This is a genomic window from Dactylosporangium sp. NPDC000244, from assembly GCF_040300725.1.
In the GTDB taxonomy this organism is placed as follows: Bacteria; Actinomycetota; Actinomycetes; order Mycobacteriales; family Micromonosporaceae; genus Dactylosporangium.
Map to the genome: position 1 here is coordinate 102,575 of NZ_JBEPEH010000013.1, position 19,366 is coordinate 121,940.

At 70.2% G+C, this 19,366-nt stretch carries 22 protein-coding genes and 3 tRNA genes; 11 read left to right on the plus strand and 14 right to left on the minus strand.

Features of this window, described 5'->3' with window-relative positions; translation table 11 throughout:
- Positions 1–85: 85 nt before the first annotated feature.
- Genes ABT369_RS19955 through fabG form a run of 3 tightly spaced genes read right to left on the minus strand, consistent with a single transcriptional unit; the run spans position 86 to position 3,078 of the window.
- Positions 86–1,138: an acyl-CoA dehydrogenase family protein gene (locus tag ABT369_RS19955; protein WP_350613800.1), complete on the minus strand. Its 1,053-nt coding sequence runs from the start codon at positions 1,136–1,138 to the stop codon at positions 86–88.
- Positions 1,135–2,304 carry an acyl-CoA dehydrogenase family protein gene (locus tag ABT369_RS19960; RefSeq protein WP_350613801.1) on the minus strand — a complete coding sequence of 390 codons (1,170 nt, stop codon included), beginning with the start codon at positions 2,302–2,304 and terminating at the stop codon, positions 1,135–1,137. The genes ABT369_RS19955 and ABT369_RS19960 overlap by 4 nt, the downstream gene beginning before the upstream one ends.
- A gap of 9 nt (positions 2,305–2,313) precedes the next feature.
- Entirely contained in the window at positions 2,314–3,078 is a 765-nt protein-coding gene (gene fabG / locus ABT369_RS19965; protein ID WP_350613803.1) for a 3-oxoacyl-ACP reductase FabG, read from the minus strand.
- A gap of 162 nt (positions 3,079–3,240) precedes the next feature.
- Here fabG and ABT369_RS19970 point away from each other — a divergent pair, with 162 nt between their 5' ends.
- From ABT369_RS19970 to ABT369_RS19985, 4 genes are all read left to right on the plus strand, one after another.
- A complete protein-coding gene (locus tag ABT369_RS19970) occupies positions 3,241–4,188 on the plus strand; it encodes a TolB family protein (RefSeq protein WP_350613804.1) in 948 nt (315 codons plus the stop codon).
- A gap of 219 nt (positions 4,189–4,407) precedes the next feature.
- Positions 4,408–4,851: a hypothetical protein gene (locus ABT369_RS19975; RefSeq protein ID WP_350613806.1), complete on the plus strand. Its 444-nt coding sequence runs from the start codon at positions 4,408–4,410 to the stop codon at positions 4,849–4,851.
- A 4-nt stretch (positions 4,852–4,855) separates the two neighbouring features.
- The gene (locus ABT369_RS19980; RefSeq protein ID WP_350613807.1) at positions 4,856–5,647 is read left to right on the plus strand and encodes an endonuclease/exonuclease/phosphatase family protein; all 792 of its coding nucleotides are present in this window, start codon (positions 4,856–4,858) and stop codon (positions 5,645–5,647) included.
- A 159-nt stretch (positions 5,648–5,806) separates the two neighbouring features.
- Positions 5,807–7,555, plus strand: a complete 1,749-nt coding sequence (locus ABT369_RS19985; RefSeq protein WP_350613809.1) for a VWA domain-containing protein — start codon at positions 5,807–5,809, stop codon at positions 7,553–7,555.
- Positions 7,556–7,588: 33 nt separating this feature from the next.
- Here ABT369_RS19985 and ABT369_RS19990 read toward each other — a convergent pair whose 3' ends face one another.
- The 3 genes from ABT369_RS19990 to ABT369_RS20000 are packed head-to-tail and all read right to left on the minus strand — an operon-like array spanning position 7,589 to position 11,692.
- A complete protein-coding gene (locus tag ABT369_RS19990) occupies positions 7,589–8,395 on the minus strand; it encodes a TrmH family RNA methyltransferase (protein WP_350614041.1) in 807 nt (268 codons plus the stop codon).
- Positions 8,395–10,878 (minus strand): valine--tRNA ligase, encoded by a 2,484-nt coding sequence (valS, locus tag ABT369_RS19995; protein ID WP_350613811.1) that lies wholly within the window; start codon positions 10,876–10,878, stop codon positions 8,395–8,397. Before valS ends, ABT369_RS19990 begins: the two co-directional genes overlap by 1 nt.
- 25 nt (positions 10,879–10,903) lie before the next feature.
- Complete coding sequence (locus ABT369_RS20000) at positions 10,904–11,692, minus strand: SDR family oxidoreductase (protein ID WP_350613813.1); 789 nt, start codon at positions 11,690–11,692, stop codon at positions 10,904–10,906.
- Positions 11,693–11,748: 56 nt separating this feature from the next.
- Between ABT369_RS20000 and ABT369_RS20005 the strand changes: the two genes are divergently transcribed.
- From ABT369_RS20005 to ABT369_RS20035, 7 genes are all read left to right on the plus strand, one after another.
- The gene (locus ABT369_RS20005) at positions 11,749–12,021 is read left to right on the plus strand and encodes a hypothetical protein (protein WP_350613815.1); all 273 of its coding nucleotides are present in this window, start codon (positions 11,749–11,751) and stop codon (positions 12,019–12,021) included.
- On the plus strand, positions 12,018–12,338 hold the full coding sequence (locus tag ABT369_RS20010; RefSeq protein ID WP_350613816.1) for a ribbon-helix-helix domain-containing protein: 321 nt from the start codon (positions 12,018–12,020) through the stop codon (positions 12,336–12,338). The genes ABT369_RS20005 and ABT369_RS20010 overlap by 4 nt, the downstream gene beginning before the upstream one ends.
- A gap of 233 nt (positions 12,339–12,571) precedes the next feature.
- Entirely contained in the window at positions 12,572–13,177 is a 606-nt protein-coding gene (locus tag ABT369_RS20015) for a helix-turn-helix domain-containing protein (protein ID WP_350614042.1), read from the plus strand.
- Complete coding sequence (locus ABT369_RS20020; RefSeq protein WP_350613818.1) at positions 13,177–13,548, plus strand: hypothetical protein; 372 nt, start codon at positions 13,177–13,179, stop codon at positions 13,546–13,548. Before ABT369_RS20015 ends, ABT369_RS20020 begins: the two co-directional genes overlap by 1 nt.
- Entirely contained in the window at positions 13,545–14,465 is a 921-nt protein-coding gene (locus tag ABT369_RS20025; RefSeq protein WP_350613820.1) for an ABC transporter ATP-binding protein, read from the plus strand. The genes ABT369_RS20020 and ABT369_RS20025 overlap by 4 nt, the downstream gene beginning before the upstream one ends.
- Positions 14,462–15,259, plus strand: a complete 798-nt coding sequence (locus tag ABT369_RS20030; protein ID WP_350613822.1) for an ABC transporter permease — start codon at positions 14,462–14,464, stop codon at positions 15,257–15,259. The genes ABT369_RS20025 and ABT369_RS20030 overlap by 4 nt, the downstream gene beginning before the upstream one ends.
- A 533-nt stretch (positions 15,260–15,792) precedes the next feature.
- Positions 15,793–16,158 (plus strand): hypothetical protein, encoded by a 366-nt coding sequence (locus tag ABT369_RS20035; RefSeq protein ID WP_350613824.1) that lies wholly within the window; start codon positions 15,793–15,795, stop codon positions 16,156–16,158.
- Between the two features lie 155 nt (positions 16,159–16,313).
- Here the strand turns inward: ABT369_RS20035 and ABT369_RS20040 are convergent, their stop codons facing one another.
- The 8 genes from ABT369_RS20040 to ABT369_RS20075 form a co-directional block, all read right to left on the minus strand.
- On the minus strand, positions 16,314–16,583 hold the full coding sequence (locus ABT369_RS20040) for a hypothetical protein (protein ID WP_350613825.1): 270 nt from the start codon (positions 16,581–16,583) through the stop codon (positions 16,314–16,316).
- Positions 16,576–16,779, minus strand: a complete 204-nt coding sequence (locus tag ABT369_RS20045) for a hypothetical protein (RefSeq protein WP_350613827.1) — start codon at positions 16,777–16,779, stop codon at positions 16,576–16,578. Before ABT369_RS20045 ends, ABT369_RS20040 begins: the two co-directional genes overlap by 8 nt.
- Positions 16,780–17,159: 380 nt before the next feature.
- Positions 17,160–17,477, minus strand: coding sequence for a helix-turn-helix domain-containing protein (locus tag ABT369_RS20050; protein WP_350613829.1), 318 nt, complete (start codon positions 17,475–17,477; stop codon positions 17,160–17,162).
- Positions 17,474–17,839, minus strand: coding sequence for a type II toxin-antitoxin system RelE/ParE family toxin (locus ABT369_RS20055; RefSeq protein WP_350613830.1), 366 nt, complete (start codon positions 17,837–17,839; stop codon positions 17,474–17,476). Before ABT369_RS20055 ends, ABT369_RS20050 begins: the two co-directional genes overlap by 4 nt.
- 157 nt (positions 17,840–17,996) lie before the next feature.
- Positions 17,997–18,070, minus strand: a tRNA-Phe gene (locus ABT369_RS20060).
- Between the two features lie 22 nt (positions 18,071–18,092).
- Positions 18,093–18,166 (minus strand) — tRNA-Asp (locus ABT369_RS20065).
- 22 nt (positions 18,167–18,188) lie between these two features.
- A tRNA-Glu gene (locus ABT369_RS20070) sits at positions 18,189–18,261 on the minus strand.
- A 144-nt stretch (positions 18,262–18,405) separates the two neighbouring features.
- Positions 18,406–19,293, minus strand: a complete 888-nt coding sequence (locus ABT369_RS20075) for a polysaccharide deacetylase family protein (RefSeq protein ID WP_350613832.1) — start codon at positions 19,291–19,293, stop codon at positions 18,406–18,408.
- Positions 19,294–19,366: the final 73 nt, after the last annotated feature.

The window sequence follows — 19,366 nt, forward strand, 5'->3', positions numbered from 1 at the left end:
AACCCGACCCGCACGCCGCGCTCACCGCAAAACCAGCCGGGCCCGATGCGTCGGCGCACCGGGCCCGGGAAAAAGCAGGGACCGATCAGGCGGGGAGATCGACCAGGTCCGCGAGCAGTGCCCGATGCCGCGCCGCCGAGCCGAGGGCGATCGCGTTGGCGCGGGCCCGCTTGAGGTACCAGTGCGCCGGGTGCTCCCAAGTGAACCCGATCCCGCCGTGCAGCTGCACGCACTCCTCCGCCGCCTTCACGGCCAGCGGCGAGCAGAAGGCCTGCGCCAGCGAGGCGGCGACCGGCAGGTCCGAGTCGTCGTTCGCAAGGCAGTCGGCCGCATAGCGCGCCACCGCGCGAGCCTGCGTCGCCGCCACCCACAGATCCGCGAGCCGGTGCTTGATCGCCTGGTACGAGCCGATCTGGCGCGCGAACTGCCGGCGGGTCTTGGCGTATTCAACCGTCGTGGCCAGGCACCACTCGGCGATGCCCAGCTGCTCCGAGGCCAGCAGCGCGGCCCCGGCGAGCAGGGCGCGCCCCACCAGCGGGGCCGCGTCCGGGGCCACGAGCCGCGCCGGGGTGCCGTCGAAGGCGAGATCCGCCACCGGGCGGGTCAGGTCCAACGACACCACCGGCGTCCGGCTCACGTGCGCGGCCTCGGCGGCGAACAGGCCCGCCGCCGTCGGGACCAGGAACACGTCCGCGGTCAGGGCGTCGGCCACCGTGGTCACCGAGCCCGAAAGTGCCGTACCCGCGGCAATGACCGTCCATGATGGACTGTCCGAGGTGGACAGAGGGACGGCCAGGGTCGCGGTCCTCGCGCCGGTGGCCAGGTCGCGCAGCAGGGGGTCGTCGGACGGCAGGGCCGCCACCGACAGCACCGCGCTGCCCAGGAACGGTACCGGTGCGACGAAACGCCCCAGCTCCTCCATCACCACCGCGGTCTCACGCCAGGACGCGCCGGCGCCGCCCGCGGACTCCGGCACGGGCAGGCCCGCGCAGCCCAGGTCGGCGGCGAGCGTTCGCCACAACTTCAGGTCCACGGGTTCCGGGCTCTCGAGCCGCGACAGGTCGACGCGGTCCGACAACAGGGAACGTACCGAAGCGCGGAGCTCCTCCTCCACCTCGGAGTACAGCAGATCGCTCACTTCGGCAGGTCCTTCCACGCGACGTCCTTGTCGGCCCGCTGCTCCTGCGGCAGGCCCAGCACCCGCTCGGCCACGATGTTGCGCAGGATCTCCGACGTCCCGCCCTCGATCGAGTTGCCCTTCGCGCGCAGGTACCGGTATCCGGCCGCACGCCCCGCGAAGTCCACCTGCGTCGGGCGCCGGAGGGTCCACTCGTCGTGGCGCAGGCCCTCCTCGCCGAGCAGGTCCAGCTCCAGCGAGGAGATCTCCTGGTTGAGCCGGGCGAACAGCAGCTTCGACGCCGAGCCCTCCGGCCCGGGCTGACCGGCCGCGAGCTGCTGGCGCAGGCGCATCCCGGTCAGCCGGGCCGCCTCGGCGTCGACCCACAGCCGCAGCAGCGCGTCGTGCAGTCCGGGCGAGCGGACCTCGGGGCGGGCGCGCCACAGGTCGGTCACGATGCCGATCGTGCCGCCCTCGCGCGGGACCGCCTGGCCGCCGATCGAGACGCGCTCGTTCATGAGCGTCGTCTGGGCCACGGCCCAGCCCTCGCCGACCGCCCCGAGGCGATCGGTGTCGGGGATCCGGACTCCGGTGATGAAGACCTCGTTGAACTCCGCCTCACCGGTGATCTGGCGTAGCGGCCGCACCTCCACTCCTGGCGCCGTCATGTCCAGCACGAAGTACGTCAGTCCCTGGTGCTTGGGCAGGGCCGGGTCGGTGCGGGCGATGAGGATCGCCCAGCGGGCCTCGTGCGCCATCGACGTCCAGACCTTCTGCCCGTCCACGACCCAGTCGTCGCCGTCGCGGACCGCCCGGGTGCCGAGGCCGGCGAGGTCGGAGCCGGCGCCGGGCTCGCTGAACAGCTGGCACCACACCTCCTCGCCGGTCCACAGCGGGCGCAGCCAGCGCCGGCGCTGCTCGTCGGTGCCGTGGCGCAGGATGGTCGGGGCGGCCATGCCGAGCCCGATGCCGATGCGCCGCGGGTTGTTGTCGGGCGCGCCGGCGTCGGCGAACACCTGGTCCACCTCGGGCTGCTCGGCCCGCGGGAGTCCGAGGCCGCCGAGCCCCACCGGGTACTGCACCCACGCCAGCCCCGCATCGAACCGGGCCCGCAGGAACTCCAGCGGGTCCGTACCGCCAACATCATGACCGGCCAGGAACTCCCGGGCGAGGTCCGCTGTGCTCACGTGATCCCCTCAGTTCAGTGGCCCGCCGGCCACGTAGATGACCTGGCCGGACACGAAGCCGGCACCGTCGCTGACCAGGAACGAGATCGTGTGTGCGACATCGTCGGGGCGCCCGACGCGGCGCACGGGGATCTGCTCCGCGGCCCCCTTCTGGAAGGTCTCGAAGTCGACCTTCATGCGCGCCGCGGTGGCGGCGGTCATGTCGGTGGCGATGAATCCGGGCGCCACCGCGTTCGCGGTCACCCCGAACGGGCCGAGCTCGATCGCGAGCGTCTTGGTGAAGCCCTGCAGGCCGGCCTTGGCCGCGGAGTAGTTCGCCTGGCCCCGGTTGCCCAGCGCCGAGGACGAGGACAGGTTCACGATCCGGCCGAACTTCGCGGCGGTCATGTGCGCCTGGGCGGCCCGGCTCATGAGGAACGCGCCGCGCAGGTGGACGCCGATGACGGTGTCCCAGTCGCCGTCGGTCATCTTGAACAGCAGGTTGTCGCGGATGACGCCGGCGTTGTTCACCAGCACCACCGGCGGGCCGAGCTCGGTGGCGATCCGCTCGACGGCCGCGGCGACCTGGTCGGCGTCGGCGACGTCGGCGCCCACGCCGAGCGCGCGGCCCCCGGCGGCGGTGATCTGCTCGACGGTGTCCTTGCAGGCGGTCTCGTCGAGGTCGAGCACGGCGACGGCGTGGCCGTCGGCGGCGAGGCGGATGGCGGTGGCGGCTCCGATGCCGCGGGCCGCGCCGGTAACGATGGCGACGCGGTTGAGGTCAGTAGTGGTCACAACACCGATCCTCGCGCGTGAGACAGGGTCTCGAAAAGTATGCACTACGAGTGCATATTTCTGCCAGCGCCAAAGTTCCGCCTCGGGAACCGTTCAGGTGCGGCCCGGTTGCGCCGATGGTCGTTACGTCACACGGATGAGACAGCACAACGGGGGGCAAGGATGAACGGCAGGACGATCACCAAGGCGCTGACGATCGCGGGCCTGACCGGCGTCGCGGCGCTGCTGAGCGGAACCGCCGCCCATGCCGCCTCCGCCACTGCCACCGCCGGCAAGACCGTCGCCTACGTCCGCGGCGGGGCCATCTACAGCAGCACGGGCGCCACCGAGGTCCGGCTCACCGAGGACGGGGTCAACGCCCGTCCGCGGTTCTCCCCGGACGGCACGAAGCTGGCGTACCTGCACGACGGCACGGTCTGGGTGATGGACGCGACCGGCGCGAACCAGCACCAGGTCAGCAGCCGCCCCGCCGGCGGCCCGGCCTGGTCCCCGGACGGCACCCGGATCGCCTTCGCCGCGCTGTCCTGCACCGGCGGCCCGGGCGTGTTCCTGGCCAAGGCGGGCGGCGACGAGCCGCTGTTCCCCGAGAGCTGCCGCGACCAGGAGGCCCCGCGGGTCACCGAGTCCACGCCGGCCCCGGCCGCCGGGAACCTGGTCGACCGCCTGCGCACCGACGACGCCGTGGCCTGGTCGCCCGACGGCACCCAGATCGCCTTCCGCGGCGGCGAGTGCGAGAGCATCGCCGACAACTGCCTGAGCATCGGCACCCTGTCGACCGGCCGCGAGCGCGCGATCGACGTGTACGGCGGCGGCGGCAACGGCACCAGCGGCTTCGGCGTGGTCCCGGCCTGGCGCGCCGACGGCAAGAAGGTCGCCTGGACGAGCTACGACGCCGACGGCACCGCGGTGGCCGTGACCGAGGCGGACGCCGACGGCTCGAACCGGCACGTGGTGGGCAAGGCCGACGACCGCGAGATGGTCTACGAGGGCGCCGGCACGGGCGTGCTGACCGGCGCGTACAACGGCCACTCCTGGATCACCGCCGTCGACCTCGCCACCGGCAAGCGCACCCTGCTGCACCAGGGCTCTCAGCCGACCGTCGCCCCGTAATCGGCCGCGAGACAGGTACAAAAGGCGCAAAATCGAACGATGAGCCACAGGTCGTTGCCCGCTGCCATCTGTTGCACCGCGGTAATACTGAGCGGCTGCGGCGGCGACAAGATCCCGGCTCCGCGGCCAAGCGCCGCCGCGGTACAGAAGGATTCCGTTCTGACGACCGGGGACCTCCCCGACGGCTATGCGGCCAGCCCGCCCGATGCCACCCCCGAGGTGAGCGCCGCGAGCAGCTCCAGCGTCCCCGGCTGTGACCCGCTGCTCGACCTGTTCCAGACGGGCCCGAGGGACGCGGCCCGGTTCGAGGCCGGCAACACCGGGCCGTTTCTGGCCGAGAGCCTCACCGACGCCACGCCGATCCCCGACATCGCGGCCAAGTGCGCCACCTTCACGGACACCGACGGCGACGGCGAGACGACGCACGTGAGCGTCAGCCCGGTCGCGGACTTTCCCGCCGTCGCGGAGAGCCAGAAGGCCTTCAAGATGGAGGCGACGGGTGGTACCGGTGACGACGCCTGGACCACGTCCGGCTATCTCGTCCAGGCCCGAGTCGACGGCCTGACCTGCACCCTCGTCCACTTCGGCCAGCCCGGCGTCGACCGCGCCGAGACCGAGTCGATCGCGAAGGCGGCGGTCGCGAAGATCAAGCGACGACAATGAGGATATGCGGCTCGGCACGTTCAACCTGATGCACGGACGCTCGCTGACCGACGGCCTGGTGGAGACCGGCCGGATCGGCTCGGCGATCGCGCAGCTCGACGCCGACGTCCTCGGCCTGCAGGAGGTCGATCGCGCGCAGCCCCGCAGCGGGCACGCGGACCTGGCCCGGATCGCGGCGGAGGCGCTCGGCGCGCGGCACGCGATGTTCGCCCCGGCGGTCGTCGGTACTCCCGGCGAGACGTTCCGCCCCGCCACCGACGCGGATGCCGAGGGGGTCGACCCGCACTACGGCGTGGCGCTGATCAGCCGCTACGAGGTGCTCGACTGGCAGGTCACCCGCCTGCCGGCGGCGCCGCTGCGCGCCCCGATCATGCTCCCCGGACCGGAGCGGATGCGGGTGATGCTGCTCGACGACGAGCCGAGGGTGCTGCTCGCCGCGGTCGCCGCGACCCCGATCGGGCGCGTGACGTTCGCGACCACCCACCTGTCGTTCGTGCCCGGCTGGAACGTGCGGCAGCTGCGGATCGTGCGCCGGGCGCTGCGCGCGCTGCCCGCCCCGCGGATCCTGCTCGCGGACCTGAACCTGCCGGGCGGGTTGCCGAGGCTGTTCTCGGGGTGGCATCGGCTGGCGGCCGTACCGACTTATCCCGCCCCGGCGCCGCGGGTCCAGTTCGACCATGTTCTGGCGGATTCGCGGGGCATCGAGCGCCTGGGTCCCGTTGTCGACGTCGCCAGCCCGCCCGTGCCGTTTTCGGACCATCGCCCGCTCGTCGTGACCCTGCGTGGTCGTCCGTAGGCCGCAGCCGACCGGTAACGATTGCGAAGAGTGCTCGTATAACTACGATTCTTCGGCGGCTTGTAGATTAGGCGTTCGTTTGTTGGGATGCGTACCGTCAGTGATTTTCAACCGAAGGTACAAGGCCAACAGAGGCCGCCGGTCCGGAGGATTAGAGCCGTGAAGGGTCGTCACCGCTCAGCGGGGTCGTCGGGCGGAGCGCTGAAGCTGGGCGCCGCCGCCGTCGCCGTGCTCATCGTCCTCGCCGGCAGTTGGTACGCGTTCAACAAGTACTCCAAGCCCGCCTGCGGCAGCACCGCCGCCAAGCTCACCATCGGCGCGGTCGCGGACATCGCCCCCGCGATCAAGGAGCAGGCCGCCGCGTGGGCCGACCAGGCCAAGCAGAACGGCAACTGCGTCGACATCGAGGTCTTCGACGAGGACCCGGCCGACGTCGCCGCCTCCCTGGCCGGCAAGAACGACAAGTCGCTGACCGGCGTCGGGCAGGCCAACGGCAAGACCCGCGTCCCGGACATCTGGGTCGCGGACTCCTCGCTGTGGCTGCAGCGCCTCCGCGCGGTCAACCCGCAGAGCGTCCAGGCCGGCGCGCACTCGATCGCGCTGAGCCCGGTCGTGCTCGCGATGCCCGAGCCGATCGCCGCTGCCAACTTCGGCTGGCCGAACAAGAACATCACGTACGCCGATCTGCTCACCAAGGTGGCGACCGACCAGAAGGTCAAGGTCGGCATCACCGAGCCGAGCCGCGACGCGACCGGCCTCGGCAGCCTGCTGACCCTGGCCACCGTCGCCCAGCAGGCCGGCGGCGGCAACCAGACCCAGGCCACCCAGATCGCGACCGCCGCGCTGCGGGCGCTGGCCGCCGGGCGCTCCTCGGTGCGCTCCGACCTGGTGCAGAAGTTCCCCCGCGGCAGCGACCCGGCGACGCTGAGCAACGGCCTGACCGTGGCGCCGCTGTCGGAGCAAGCGGTCATCCAGTACAACGGCCTGCAGCCGCCGGTGCGCCTGGCCGCGCTCTACGCCGAGCCATCGGCCCCGCCGCTGGACTACCCCTTCGTGGTGCTCAGCACCGACAAGGCGAGCATGGCCGACGAGCTGCTCAAGCAGCTCAGCACCCAGGACTTCCGCGACAAGCTCGGCGCGATCGGGCTGCGCGGTGCCGACGGCGCGCCCGGCAAGGGCTTCCAGACGCCGGCGAACGCGCCCGGCGCGCTGGCGGCCGCGGCTCCGCAGCTGCCCGACGCCGGCACGGTCGAGCAGCTGCTGAGCCGCTGGCAGGCGATCACCCTGCCGGCTCGGATGCTGGCCGTGCTCGACGTCTCCGGCTCGATGCTGGAGCCGGTGCCGACCGCCGGCGGCGCGACCCGCATGCAGGTGACGCTGGAGGCCGCGCGCAAGGGCATGAGCCTCTTCGACGACTCGTGGTCGCTGGGCGTGTGGATCTTCTCGACGCTGATGGACGGCAACAAGGACTACAAGCAGCTGGTGCCGATCGGGCCGCTGGTGAGCCAGCGCGCGACGCTGCTGCAGGCGCTGGGCACGGTCCAGCCGAAGAAGAACGGCGACACCGGGCTCTACGACACGATCCTCGCCGCGTACAAGACGGTGCAGGCCGGCTACGAGAGCGGCCGGGTCAACTCGATCATCGTCATGACCGACGGCGAGAACGACGACCCCGCCGGCGGCCTGAAGCTCGAGGAGCTCATCGCCCAGCTGAAGGCGGCCGCCGACCCGGCCAAGCCGATCCAGATCATCCTGATCGGCATCGGCGACAAGGTCGGCGAGGCCGCGATGCGCCAGATCACCGACGCGGTCGGCGGCGGCACGTTCGTCGCGCCCGACCCGGCGAAGATCGGCGACATCTTCCTGCAGGCGATCTCGCTGCGGGGCCAGATCGGCCAGCCGAAGTAGCGGCGGTCCGCAACCTGCGGACCGAGTCGCGGCCTACCAGCGCGATTTCCGCGCCTGCGCCTCGTAGAGCAGGATCGACGCGGAGACGGACACGTTGAGCGAGTCGCCGGACCCGAGCATGGGGACGGCGACTCGCTGGTATCCGCGGCCGTACCAGCCCTTGGCGATGCCGTACCGCTCGCTGCCCACGACGAGCGCGGTGCGCCCCGCGTAGTCGGCCTGGCGATAGTTGATCGCCTCGTCGGTGTCGGCCAGCAGCACCGTGAAGCGCCGCGACTCCAGCCAGGCGACGGCCTCGTCCACGGTGTCGAACTCCAGCGTCGGTACCGTCAGAATCGTCCCCTGGCTCGCCCGGATCACCTTCGGATGCGTGAGCCTGGTCTTGCGGTTGGTGAGCACGAGACAGTCCGCCCCGCACGCGTCGAGCGAGCGGATGAGCGTGCCGAGGTTGCCCGGGATCTCCAGCCCGTCGGCCACCAGCACCAGCCCCGTCTTGCCGAGGCGCAGGTCGCGCTCGTCCCAGCGGGGCAGGGCGGCCAGCGACAGCAGCCCGTCGGGCTTGTCCCGCTCGGAGATCTTCTCCAGCGTGCGCAGGGAGATGCGGAACGAGCGCTCGGCCCGCTCCGCGATCTCCTCCGCCCGCTTGTGGGCCTCGTCGGCGTAGATCGCCTCCGGGCACCAGAAGAAGGTGTCGATCGGCGCCCCGGCCTCCAGCAGCATGTTGTGCGCCCAGAGCCCCTCGGCGACGAAGAGCTTGTACCGGTTCGGCGCCGTGTTGTTCTGGATGTGCTGCACCTGCCGGACGGCCGGGTGTTGGAGCCCGATGGCCTGAAGTTCCATCACAGGCTGACGGTAGCCGACAGCTCCTCCGCCTCGGAGATGGCCCAGTCACGCACGTTGCCGGCCGCGGTGAGGTCGCCGCGCACCCGCTCCAGGGTCGCGACCGGCCCGGCCACCTCCAGCCGGGCCACCTCGGCCTTCATCGACTGCTGCGCGGCCGACTTGGCCCGCCGGATCGCCCCGAGCACCTGGGCCGCGACCGTGAACGGCGCGACGTCCGCGGCGTCCGGCGCCTCGGGCCAGGGTGCGCGGTGCACGGAACCGTCCTGCCACCACGACCAGACCTCTTCGGCGACGTAGGGCAGGAACGGCGCCAGCAGCCGCTGCACGGTCGAGAGGGCCACGGCGAGCGCGGCCCGGGCCGATTCCACCTCGGCCGGCGACGCCTCGCCGTAGGCGCGGGCCTTCACCAGCTCCACGTAGTCGTCGCAGAAGGTCCAGAAGAACTGCTCGGTGACCTCGAGCGCGCGGGCGTAGTCGAAGCCGTCGAGCGCGGCGGTCGCCTCGCGCACCACCGTGGCCAGCGCGCCGAGCAGCGCGAGGTCCACCGGCTCGGTCACCTTGGCCGCCTCGGGCGCGCCGCCGAAGCCGAGCACGAACCGGCTCGCGTTGAGCAGCTTCACCGCCAGGCGCCGGCCCACCTTGAACTGGTTCACGTCGATGGCGGTGTCGACGCCGCGCCGGGCGCTGCCTGACCAGTAGCGGATCGCGTCCGCGCCGAACCGCTCCAGCAGCTCCTCGGGCGAGTCCTTGGCGTTGTCCTTGGACTTCGAGAGCTTCTTGCGGTCCGGGTCGAGAATCCAGCCGGCGATCGCCGCGTGCTTCCACGGCAGCACGCCGTGCTCGAACTGGGAGCGCAGGACGGTCGTGAACAGCCAGGTCCGGATGATCTCGTGCGCCTGCGGCCGCATCGCCATCGGGAACACGAGGTCGAACAGCTCCGGGTCGTCGAGCCAGGCCCCGGCGATCTGCGGGGTCAGCGACGACGTCGCCCAGGTGTCCATGACGTCCGGGTCACCGACGAACCCGCCCGGCATGCCGCGGTCGATCTCCTCGAAGCCCGGCGGGGTGTCGCTGCTGGGGTCCATCGGCAGGGTCTTGGGCACGATCGGGTCGTCGTAGATCGGGTTGGCTTCGGCGTCGAGGCGATACCACAGCGGGATCGGCACCCCGAAGAACCGCTGGCGGCTGATCACCCAGTCGCCGGTGAGCCCCTCGACCCAGTGCTCGTAGCGGGCCCGCATGTGCGCCGGCTCCCACTCGAGCTCCCGCCCGCGCTCGAGCAGGACCTCGCGGAGCTCCGGAGTGCGGGCTCCGTTGCGGATGTACCACTGGCGCGTCGCCACGATCTCGACCGGCCGGTCGCCCTTCTCGTAGAACTTCACCGCGTGGGTGATCGGGCGCGGCTCCCCCTCGAGCTCCCCGGAGGAGCGCAGCAGCGCCACGACCTTCTCGCGCGCCTGGTTGACCGTCAGCCCGGCGACGGGCGCGTAGAGGTCCTCGTCCACCCCGTCGGGCGGCTGCAGCCCGAGCCGGCCGTTGCGCTGCATCACGGTGCGGGTCGGCAGGTCCAGCTCGCGCCACCAGATCACGTCGGTGAGGTCACCGAACGTGCACACCATCACCAGCCCGCTGCCCTTTTCCGGGTCGGCGAGGTGGTGCGCCAGGATCGGCACCTCCACGTTGAAGATGGGGGTCCTGACCGTGCCGCCGAACAGCGCCTTGTATCGCTCGTCGCCCGGATGCGCCACAAGCGCCACGCACGCCGGCAGCAGCTCGGGGCGGGTCGTCTCGATGCAGTGCTCGCCGAACCTGATCCGGTGGAAGGCGCCCGGCCGCTCCCGGTCCTCGAGCTCGGCCTGCGCCACCGCCGTGCCGAACGACACGTCCCACAGCGTCGGGCCGTCGAGGGGATACGCCTCCCCGCGCGCGAGGCTGTTGAGGAACCCGCGCTGGGCCGTGGCCCGGGCTCGGTCGCCGATCGTGGTGTAGAGGTGCGACCAGTCCACCGACAGGCCCACGTGCTTCCAGAGCCGCTCGTAGGACTGCTCGTCGATCTCGGTCTGGCGCTGACAGAGCTCGATGAAGTTGCGGCGGCTCACGAGCACCCGGTCCTTGCCGGGCCTCGCGGGCGGGGTGAAGCCGGGGTCGTAGGGCAGCGTCGGGTCGCACTGCACCCCGAACGTGAGCTGCACGCGGCGCTCGGTCGGCAGGCCGTTGTCGTCCCACCCCATCGGGTAGAACACCTCGCGGCCGCGCATGCGCTGGTAGCGCGCGATGATGTCGGTCTGCGTGTAGGAGAACACGTGGCCGATGTGCAGCGCGCCGCTCACCGTCGGCGGCGGTGTGTCGATGGAGAACACGTTGTCGCGGGCGGCGGTGCGGTCGAAGCGGTAGGTGCCCTCAACCTCCCATACGCGCGCCCATTTCTCCTCGAGGCCGTCGAGGGTGGGACGCTGCGGTATGCGGTCGATTTCAGGCATGCCCCGATGCTAGGGCCGGGGGCTTCTAAGCGCCTTTCAATTCCCTTACGGACCGTGGTCGCCGGCCCGTAAGCGCCTCGACATCGCCGGTGACCTCGGCAAGCTCGCCGTTCGCGATCGCCTGGTAGGACGTCACCCATCCAGCGACCTCGAAATCCGGCGCGCCGTAGTGGGCCCGCGACGCGTAGGCCTCCTCCACCGTCTCGGGGACATATGTCTTCCCGAGGACGGCCGCAGCCTCGTGGAGGGTGAACGCTTCCGGTCCGGTCAAGGTGTACGTCCTGTGCTCGTGCGACTCCGCATCCTCGAGCACGGCCACGACGGAGGCCGCGATGTCGTCATAGCTCACGGCGGCAAGGCGCCCGTCTCCGGCCGGCCCGCGAATGACCCCGTCAGCTCCCGCGAGCCGCGGGATCATCTCGAGGTACAGGTTGTCGCGCAGGAATGTGTAGCGGAGTCCGGTGGCGCGAATGTACTGCTCGGTGTGCCAATGGTCCCGCCCGAACGTGAACGTGCAGTCTTCCGCGGCTCCGGCGAAGCTGAGATAGACGATCCTTCCGATCCCGGCTTCCACGGCGGCGTCGACGGCCGTCTTGTGCGCCTGGAGCCGGTGCGGATCTTCGCGGCCCGATACCAGGAACAGCGTGTCGGCATCGCGCAGCGCCCGGACCATGCCCGGCTTGTCGGCATAATCCGCGCTTCTTTCAGCTTCGGGCATCTTCGCGCGGTCCCGCACCAGCCTTACGTGCGGCTTGGTCAGCAGCTTGGAGACCCGCCCGCCGACCTGCCCCGACGCTCCGCTCACCACGATCATGCCTCCAGTATCCGCCCTGCTGGACGCGCGTATGACGGCCGTCGTACATTGGGTTCATGCCCTACCGCTGGTGGCCGGCGACCTTGGCGGCCCTCAGCGGAATCGACCCGCTGGAGGCTCTGGAAGCCCTCAACGCGGACCGTCGACTCCCACGGGCAGGCGAGGCCCTGGGCCTACCGGTCCTGAGCGTGTGGGCCCGCACGAAGGCGGGACGGCCCTTGATCGTCGTCCTGCGACACGAAGGCAGCCTGGAGTGGCTCATCGTCGGCGCGCTCGACATGACGCCGGCCCAGCGGGCCGAGTTCGAGGAATGGGAGGCCAACCAGTGAGCGAGTCCCACGCCCGCGCGACGGACGACCAGCTGGACCAGCTGGCTTTGGCCGTGGCCGCGGGAAACATCACGTACACCGACGCTCCGGCCGCCCTCCCCCCGAAGCCCGACGGCGAGACCATGGCCGTGTACTCGGTACGCCTCCCCACGGACACCGCGGAGCAGCTGGCGACCCTGGCGAGAACCCGCGGTGTGAAGCCGTCGACCCTGATGCGCCAGATGATCGAACAGTGCCTGGCCACGGAGGCCGACGACCACCCGATCTCCCTGGCCGACGCCCTGCGGGCCCTGACCACCTTGCGCAAGGTCGCCTGAGCCTGTTTTACGGTCGACGCGTGCCGCCGACGCTCGACTTCTGCGCCGGACCGGTCCCGATGCCACTCGGCGGCTAGGTGCTGGATCTCAGCAGCGGCGCGATCCCCGTGCCCGCGGACGGCCCCGTCGACTGGTCCCAACTCGAGCGTGCCGGTTGGGGTTCGCCCCGTTCGTCGAGCAGCTCCAGGGCCAACCGATATCACTCTTGATAGTGATATCGTTGTGCCGTGGAGATGTCGAGCGAGCGTTGGGCCACGTTGGCGCTGCATCCGGTACGCATCCGGATCCTGCGGGCCGTCGCCGGGGCACGCTTGACCACGCACGATCTCGCGACGCGGCTTCCGGACATCCCGCACGCCACGCTGTACCGGCAGCTGGCCACGCTGGTCGAGGGCGGCCTGATCGATGTGGTCGAGGAGCACAAGGTTCGGGGCGCGGTCGAGCGGGTGTACGCACTGCCCGCCGATGGCGCGCCCCTGGACGCCGCGGCCCTGGCCTCGGCGACGCCCGACGACCATGCCCGCTACTTCACGGCGTTCGTGTCGAGTCTGCTGTCGGAGTTCTCCCGCTATCTGAGCCGGGAGCGGATCGACTTCACCGCCGACGGAGTCGGCTACCACCAGCTTGTGCTCCACCTGACCGACGCGGAGCTGGCCACCTTCGCCGCCGACCTCAACCAGGTCATCGGTCCGTTGCTGAGCAACCAGCCGGGCGACGGGCGGGTCCCGCGCCTGCTGGCCACCATCTTGATGCCCGCCGACCAGCCGCCGGCCACCGACACCACGCAACCGAACCCTGAACGAGAAGAGCGCCCCAGCACGAAGAAAGGGAGTGCCTGATGGCAACTGTCACGATCACCAGCAAGCTGGTCGACATCCGGTTCACCGGATGGGAGCGGTTCTGGACCGGGCGGGAGAGGCTGACGATGCCGGTCGCCGCGGTGCGGCACGGACTGCTCGTGGCCGACCCGCTTCGGCTGGCACGCGGCGCCAGGCGTGGAATCGCGGTGTCCGGCATCGTCAAGATCGGCATCTGGGGCTTGTTCGGCGGCCCTCGGCAGCTGGTGGCGGCACGTCGAGGCGAGCCCGGGCTGCATCTGGTCCTTGACCGTGCGCTCGCCGGCGGCGAATTCGACGAGGTCGTGCTCTCCAGCCCGGCGGCGTCCGGCATCGCGGACACGATCGGGCATGCGATGGCGGCCCGCCGATGAGCGGTGACCGCCTCGCGATCGAGGTCTCCAACCTGACCAAACGGTACGGCGAGGTCACCGCCGTCCACGAGTTGACCTTCACCGTAGAACCTGGTCTGGTCACCGGGTTCCTCGGTCCGAACGGTGCCGGCAAGACCACCACGATGCGCATGCTGACCGGCCTGGTCACGCCGACCGCCGGCACCGCCACGATCGGCGGCCGGCCGTACCATCGGCTGCCCCGCCCGTCGGAGGCCGTCGGCGCGGTGTTCGACGCGAGTGCGTTCTACCCCGGCCACACCGCCCGCGACCATCTGCGCGTCTATGCCGCAATGGGAGGCTATCCGGACCGGCGGGTCTGCGACCTGCTGGACCTGCTGGGCCTCGCCGAGGCCGCCGACCGCCGCACCCGCGGGTTCTCCACCGGCATGCGGCAGCGGCTCAATCTCGCCACCGCGCTGCTCGGCGACCCCCGCGTGCTGCTGCTGGACGAGCCGGGCAACGGCCTGGACCCGGAAGGCATGCTGTGGCTACGCGGTTTCCTGCGCCGGCTGGCCGACGAGGGGCGCACGATTCTGATCTCCAGCCACGTGCTCAGCGAGATCCAGCAGCTCGTCGACGACGTGGTGGTGATCCGCCGCGGCCAACTCGTCGCCGCCGGACCCTGGTCCCAACTCGCCGGACCACCAGCGGTGCTGGTCCGCTCGCCCGACGCCGACCGGCTGGCCGCCGCTCTCGCAGCCGATCCGGCGGCCGGCCCCGTCTCACGCGTCGAGGCCACCGGAGCCGACCGGCTGCGGGTGCGCGGGCTCGACGCGCCGGACATCGCGGACTTCGCCGCCGCGCACCGGCTGCGGATATACGAGCTGGTCGCCGAGACTCCCAGCCTCGAGCAACTTTTCCTCCACCTGACCACGGACAAGGCGGCCGCCCGATGAATCGCCTGATCAAAGCGGAATTCCGCCGGCTGTTCGCCACCCGCATGTGGAGCGGGCTGCTGTTCGCCGCCGTGCTGCTCGGTGGCGGCTTGATGGGCGCGATGGCGCTGGTCGGGCCGGAGAACTTCGACCCGCCCGTGCCAGGACTGGATACCGAAACCGGTATCCGCTCGATCCTGGGGATTCTCGGCTATACCGCGTTCGTGCCGGCTGCCGTCGGCACCGTCGCCGTCACGTCCGAGTACCGGCACCGCACCGCCGCGGTCACGTTCCTGTTCGCGCCCCGCCGTTGGCAGGTACTGGCCGCCAAGCTCGCCACGTACGGCGTCGCAGGACTGGCGTATGGGCTCATCCTCGCCGGCACAGGCGCCGCGGCCCTGTTCACGGTCGCCGCCGCCCGCGGGGTCCCGCTCGGCCTGCCGACCGGTACCATCGTCGCGCTGCTTGCCCGCATCGGACTCGCCATGGTCGTGTACCTGCTGATCGGGATCGGCGTGGGCGCGTTGGTGCGCAACCAGATCGCGGCACTGGCCGTGGTGATCGGCTATCTCTACATGGGTGAAACGCTGCTCATGATGATCCCGGGCGTCAATCGGCTCTACCCGGTCCTGCCCGGGGGCGCCACCGCCTCTCTCACCGACTTCACCTACCTCGCCGACGCCATGTCGCAGGAACTCGGCAGCAGCGCCGTCCAACTGCTGCCGCCTGCCGCTGGTGCTCTTCTGCTCCTGGCATACGCACTCGCCGCCGCCAGCGTCGCCGTCGTCATTCCCATGCGCCGCGACATCACCTGACCAAGGGGGACAACCGGCGCACCCAGCAACAACACATGTGCAGGCTCAAGTGGGCGCCTCGAAGGAGCGACCGCGGCGAGGCGCGGTCTAGGTCGTTTGGGTCATCGGGCGGCGGGAGAGGGGCGACCGCCTCTTCGGGGCTCGTCGCCTCCCCGAGCAGCACGGCATAGCCCGACGAGTAGACCTGACAGGTCGGAAACGGGTAGAGCGCGCAGCCGCGGCTGGGCAGCTGCCGCGGGAACGATCAGCTGATCGCCTTGCCGCGTTCCCGGCGTCCGGTCGAGCAGGTGCCGCCACGCGGTCTCGCGGAGAGCTTTGTGGGCAGGGCGGGGTCGAACCGCCGACCTTCCGCTTTCAGATCAACGCAGCCGGGTGGTCGTGGCGGTGCCGGGCAGGGGTTGGGTCCGGAATGGCTCGCCGATGCGTGAGGTCGGGCGCGGCCGTTGCTACATGCGTTGCTACATGAGGCAGGTCTGATGCAGGCGACGCTCCCGAGCGCCGAGTGATACGGGCGCTTATGGTCAGCTTGCGATGTGAGCCTTCTCGTCCACATGTGGGTCTACGACAGCAACGAGCCCGGTGGTTATCGGATCCCCGATGCGCCCGAGGGGGTTTCGGAACTTGCCGGTCCCGAGTTCGCCCGGACGAAGCTGTGGGGTTCTGAACCCGCTCGCCGCCTCGGCGCGACGTTCTTGCCACAGCTTGCGGAGGGCGACCTGCGGGTCCAGCCGGGCGGCGTCGAAGCGTTCGCCGAGGAGTGTGCGGTGCTGACGGCCAACCTTGCCGTGTTGGCGGCGGCCTCAGGCTACGACGAGGACCGTATCGAGGGGTACTTGAGGAACTTCGTCAGCGCGGTGGATCGCGCACGTCAGGCCGGCGGAGGTGTCCTGATCTGGTGACGCCGACCGTCCGCCGTCTGGAAGACGGCCGTTGCTACATAACGATCTTCATAGCAGATGGTGGACTACAAAGACCCCGACCGGCGTTGCCGCTGGTCGGGGTCGGGCGGGGTCGAACCGCCGACCTTCCGCTGGACCTCCGGCGACGCACCAGATCAGGTGTCGGCTCGCACGAGCTGAATGCTGATGACCTCGTTCCCGTCGTGTGGCGTGACCACGTACCAGATGGTCACGCCGTCGGCGGGCAAGTGAAGTTCATAGGCACCCGGCAACGGATCGCCCGGCGGGAATGGGTCTGCGAGGGTCGGAACCGGCTCATCGAGGAGGTGGAAGATCGCACGCTGGACCGTCCATCGCAGTCGCTGAGGAAGCGCCTCTACCTGTTGCCACGCTTGCTCGGGAAAACGTATCTGCCGTTCAGGCACGAATTCCCCACGCCTCGGCCAGCTGTTCCCGCGTGAACACACGGACCTCGTCACCGGCTCCGGGACCGCGGTCCGCCCGCATCGTTGTCAACGCGACCTCGCGTGCAGCCTCACGGCGCAGACGCCTGAGCTCTGCCTGCATGGCATCGAACTCGACCCGGGGAATCGTGATCATCTCGGTCGCGTCGCTGGTCACGCTCTGCCTCCGCTCCCGCCAGGTCCTTGACTCAGCACCACCCAACGATACGCCCGCCCGAGAAGACTCCGGCAGGTCCGCGACCCGCCGGAGTTCGACCGTCCGCTTCCGGGCAGGTCGCCGTTGCTGCACGAATGGGCGTGGTGGCGGGCTGCGGACAGACAAAGACCCCGACCGCGTTTCCGCTGGTCGGGGTCTGTAAAGCCCGGCGAAGAGCTTTGTGGGCAGGGGCGGGGTCGAACCGCCGACCTTCCGCTTTTCAGCTCTGCGCAGCCCGGTGCTGACAGGCGATCCGGGCTGCGGTCTGGTCCGGCATAAGTCGTCGGCGAGCGCGGTTGTGCGCTGCCGTTGCTACACGCATTGCTACACGGCGCCTCGGGTCAGGCGATGGCGGTAATGTCGCCGTCCTCGAAGTAGATGGCTTGGTGGAGGCGGCCGCCCAAGGCGACGGCGTAGCGGGCGAGAACCTCCTGCCCCGAGACCTTGCCCTGCTCGATCTGCGAAACGCGACCCTTGGTGACTCCCATGCGGTCGGCGACCTGCTGCTGGGTCAGCCCGCGACCTCGGCGCGCCTCGGCGAGTCGGTGACCGGTGACCTCAGCCAGGAGCTCCTGCTTGCCAGCCGCGACCGCTTCCTCGCCGCCTGCCTGCTCGACGAGTTCGCCGCGGATGTCGCTCCAGCGCACGTAGCTGCTCATCGCTGGTCCCCCTCTTCCTTTGCCCGTTCTTTCAGGTAGACCTCGTAGCGCTGTTCCGCGAGTGGTATCGCCTCCCGGTACCAAGCGTCCCACTGCCCAGCCTTGTCCCCGGCGACAAGCAAGATGCTTGATCGCCAAGGATCGAAGACGAACAGGATGCGCATCGTCCCAGGTCGTAGCTCTTTGAGGTTGGCAAGCGACGAATGCGTGATGGTGTCGACTAGGGGGCGCCCAAGGCCGGGCCCGTTCTCCGCCAAGGCGTCGATCGCAAGCACGACCCTTGCCTTCGCTGACGGTTCCAACGAGTAGATCCATGCGCGGACTTCGTCGACAACGTAGATGCCCCACTCCGGTGTGGTCACGGAGACGAGTGTAGCGAAAGCTATACCGTCCCGACCGTCCGCTGCCGCCCAGAGCGCCGTTGCTACAGGGATGATCGCGATAACGGAGTACGGACAGACAAAGACCCCGACCGCGTTTCCGCTGGTCGGGGTCTGTAAAGCCCGGCGAAGAGCTTTGTGGGCAGGGGCGGGGTCGAACCGCCGACCTTCCGCTTTTCAGGCGGACGCTCGTACCGACTGAGCTACCTGCCCATAAACCCCAAAAGGGGTCGAGCGGTCCTGACGGGACTTGAACCCGCGACCTCCGCCTTGACAGGGCGGCGAGCACTCCAACTGCTCCACAGGACCTAGCTATACAACATGTACCACGTGCCCCCAACGGGATTCGAACCCGTGCTACCGCCTTGAAAGGGCGGCGTCCTGGGCCGCTAGACGATGAGGGCGGCCCCGCAATCATCGCATATTGCGCGAGTCGTGCGGTGTTGCTCCCATCCGGCCCCGCCGGAGGCTTTCAGAGCATACGTGACCCCTCCAGCGTTCTCCAAATGAGTATCCGCCCGTGGCGTGGCGGCGCCAGGATGCGCAGGTCAGACCGGCATTGCCACGAGCGTGAACTTGCCCTTCAGCTCCGGCAGGAGGGTCTTGTAGGCGGCCATCGTGGCGCTGCGGTCGCCTCCACCGTCGTGTGAAAGGACGATCGAGCCCGGCTTCGTGTTGTTCCTCACGTTCGAGCAGATGTGGTTGGTCATCTGCTGGCCGGACCACTTCTTGATGTTCCAGTCGGACGGGTCGACGCTCCAGCCCAGGGACTTCATGCCCAGCTCGGAGGCGATCTCGACCGCGGTGGGGGTGAAGTTGCCGCCGGGGTGGCGGAAGTACTTGATCTGGGCGTCGGGGACGGCCTTGTGGATCTCGTCGTTGGTCTTCTGCAGGTCGGCGCGGATCACGTCGGCCGACTTCTTGCCCAGGCTCTCGTCGTGCTTCCAGGTGTGGTTGCACAGCGTGTGGCCGTCCTTGACGATCTCCTGGACGTACTGCGGGTACTCCTGCACGTTCACGCCGATGACGCAGAACGTGGCCTTGATCCCCTGCTCACGGAGCATCGCGAGGATCTTCGGGGTGTCCGGGCCGGGGCCGTCGTCGAAGGTCAGGGCCACCGTGGAGTCGCCGGTGGTGCGGATGATCGACGAGGCCGGGGCGGAGGACGACGTCGACTCGGACGGGGAGGCCGGGGCCGAGGCCGACGGGGACGCCGAGGCGGAGGCCGAGGGCTTGGCGCTGGCGGAGGAACCGGTCGAGCCGCCGGCAGGACGTGCGCCCGGGTCGCCGCCGGCCTGGCCGGAGGCGCCCGGGTAGGACCCGGAGCCCGACTGCGCGTGCCACGAGGCCGCACGCGGAGTGGCGCTGGAGTCGCAGCCCGCGAGGAAGAGCGTGAACGCGCTGATCACCACCGCGGCGAGTCGTGCACGAGACATGAGGGGCTCCGAGGGGTCTTTGAGGTTTCTCTGACGGAGCCACACGTTACTGATTCGAGACCGTCGACGTCCT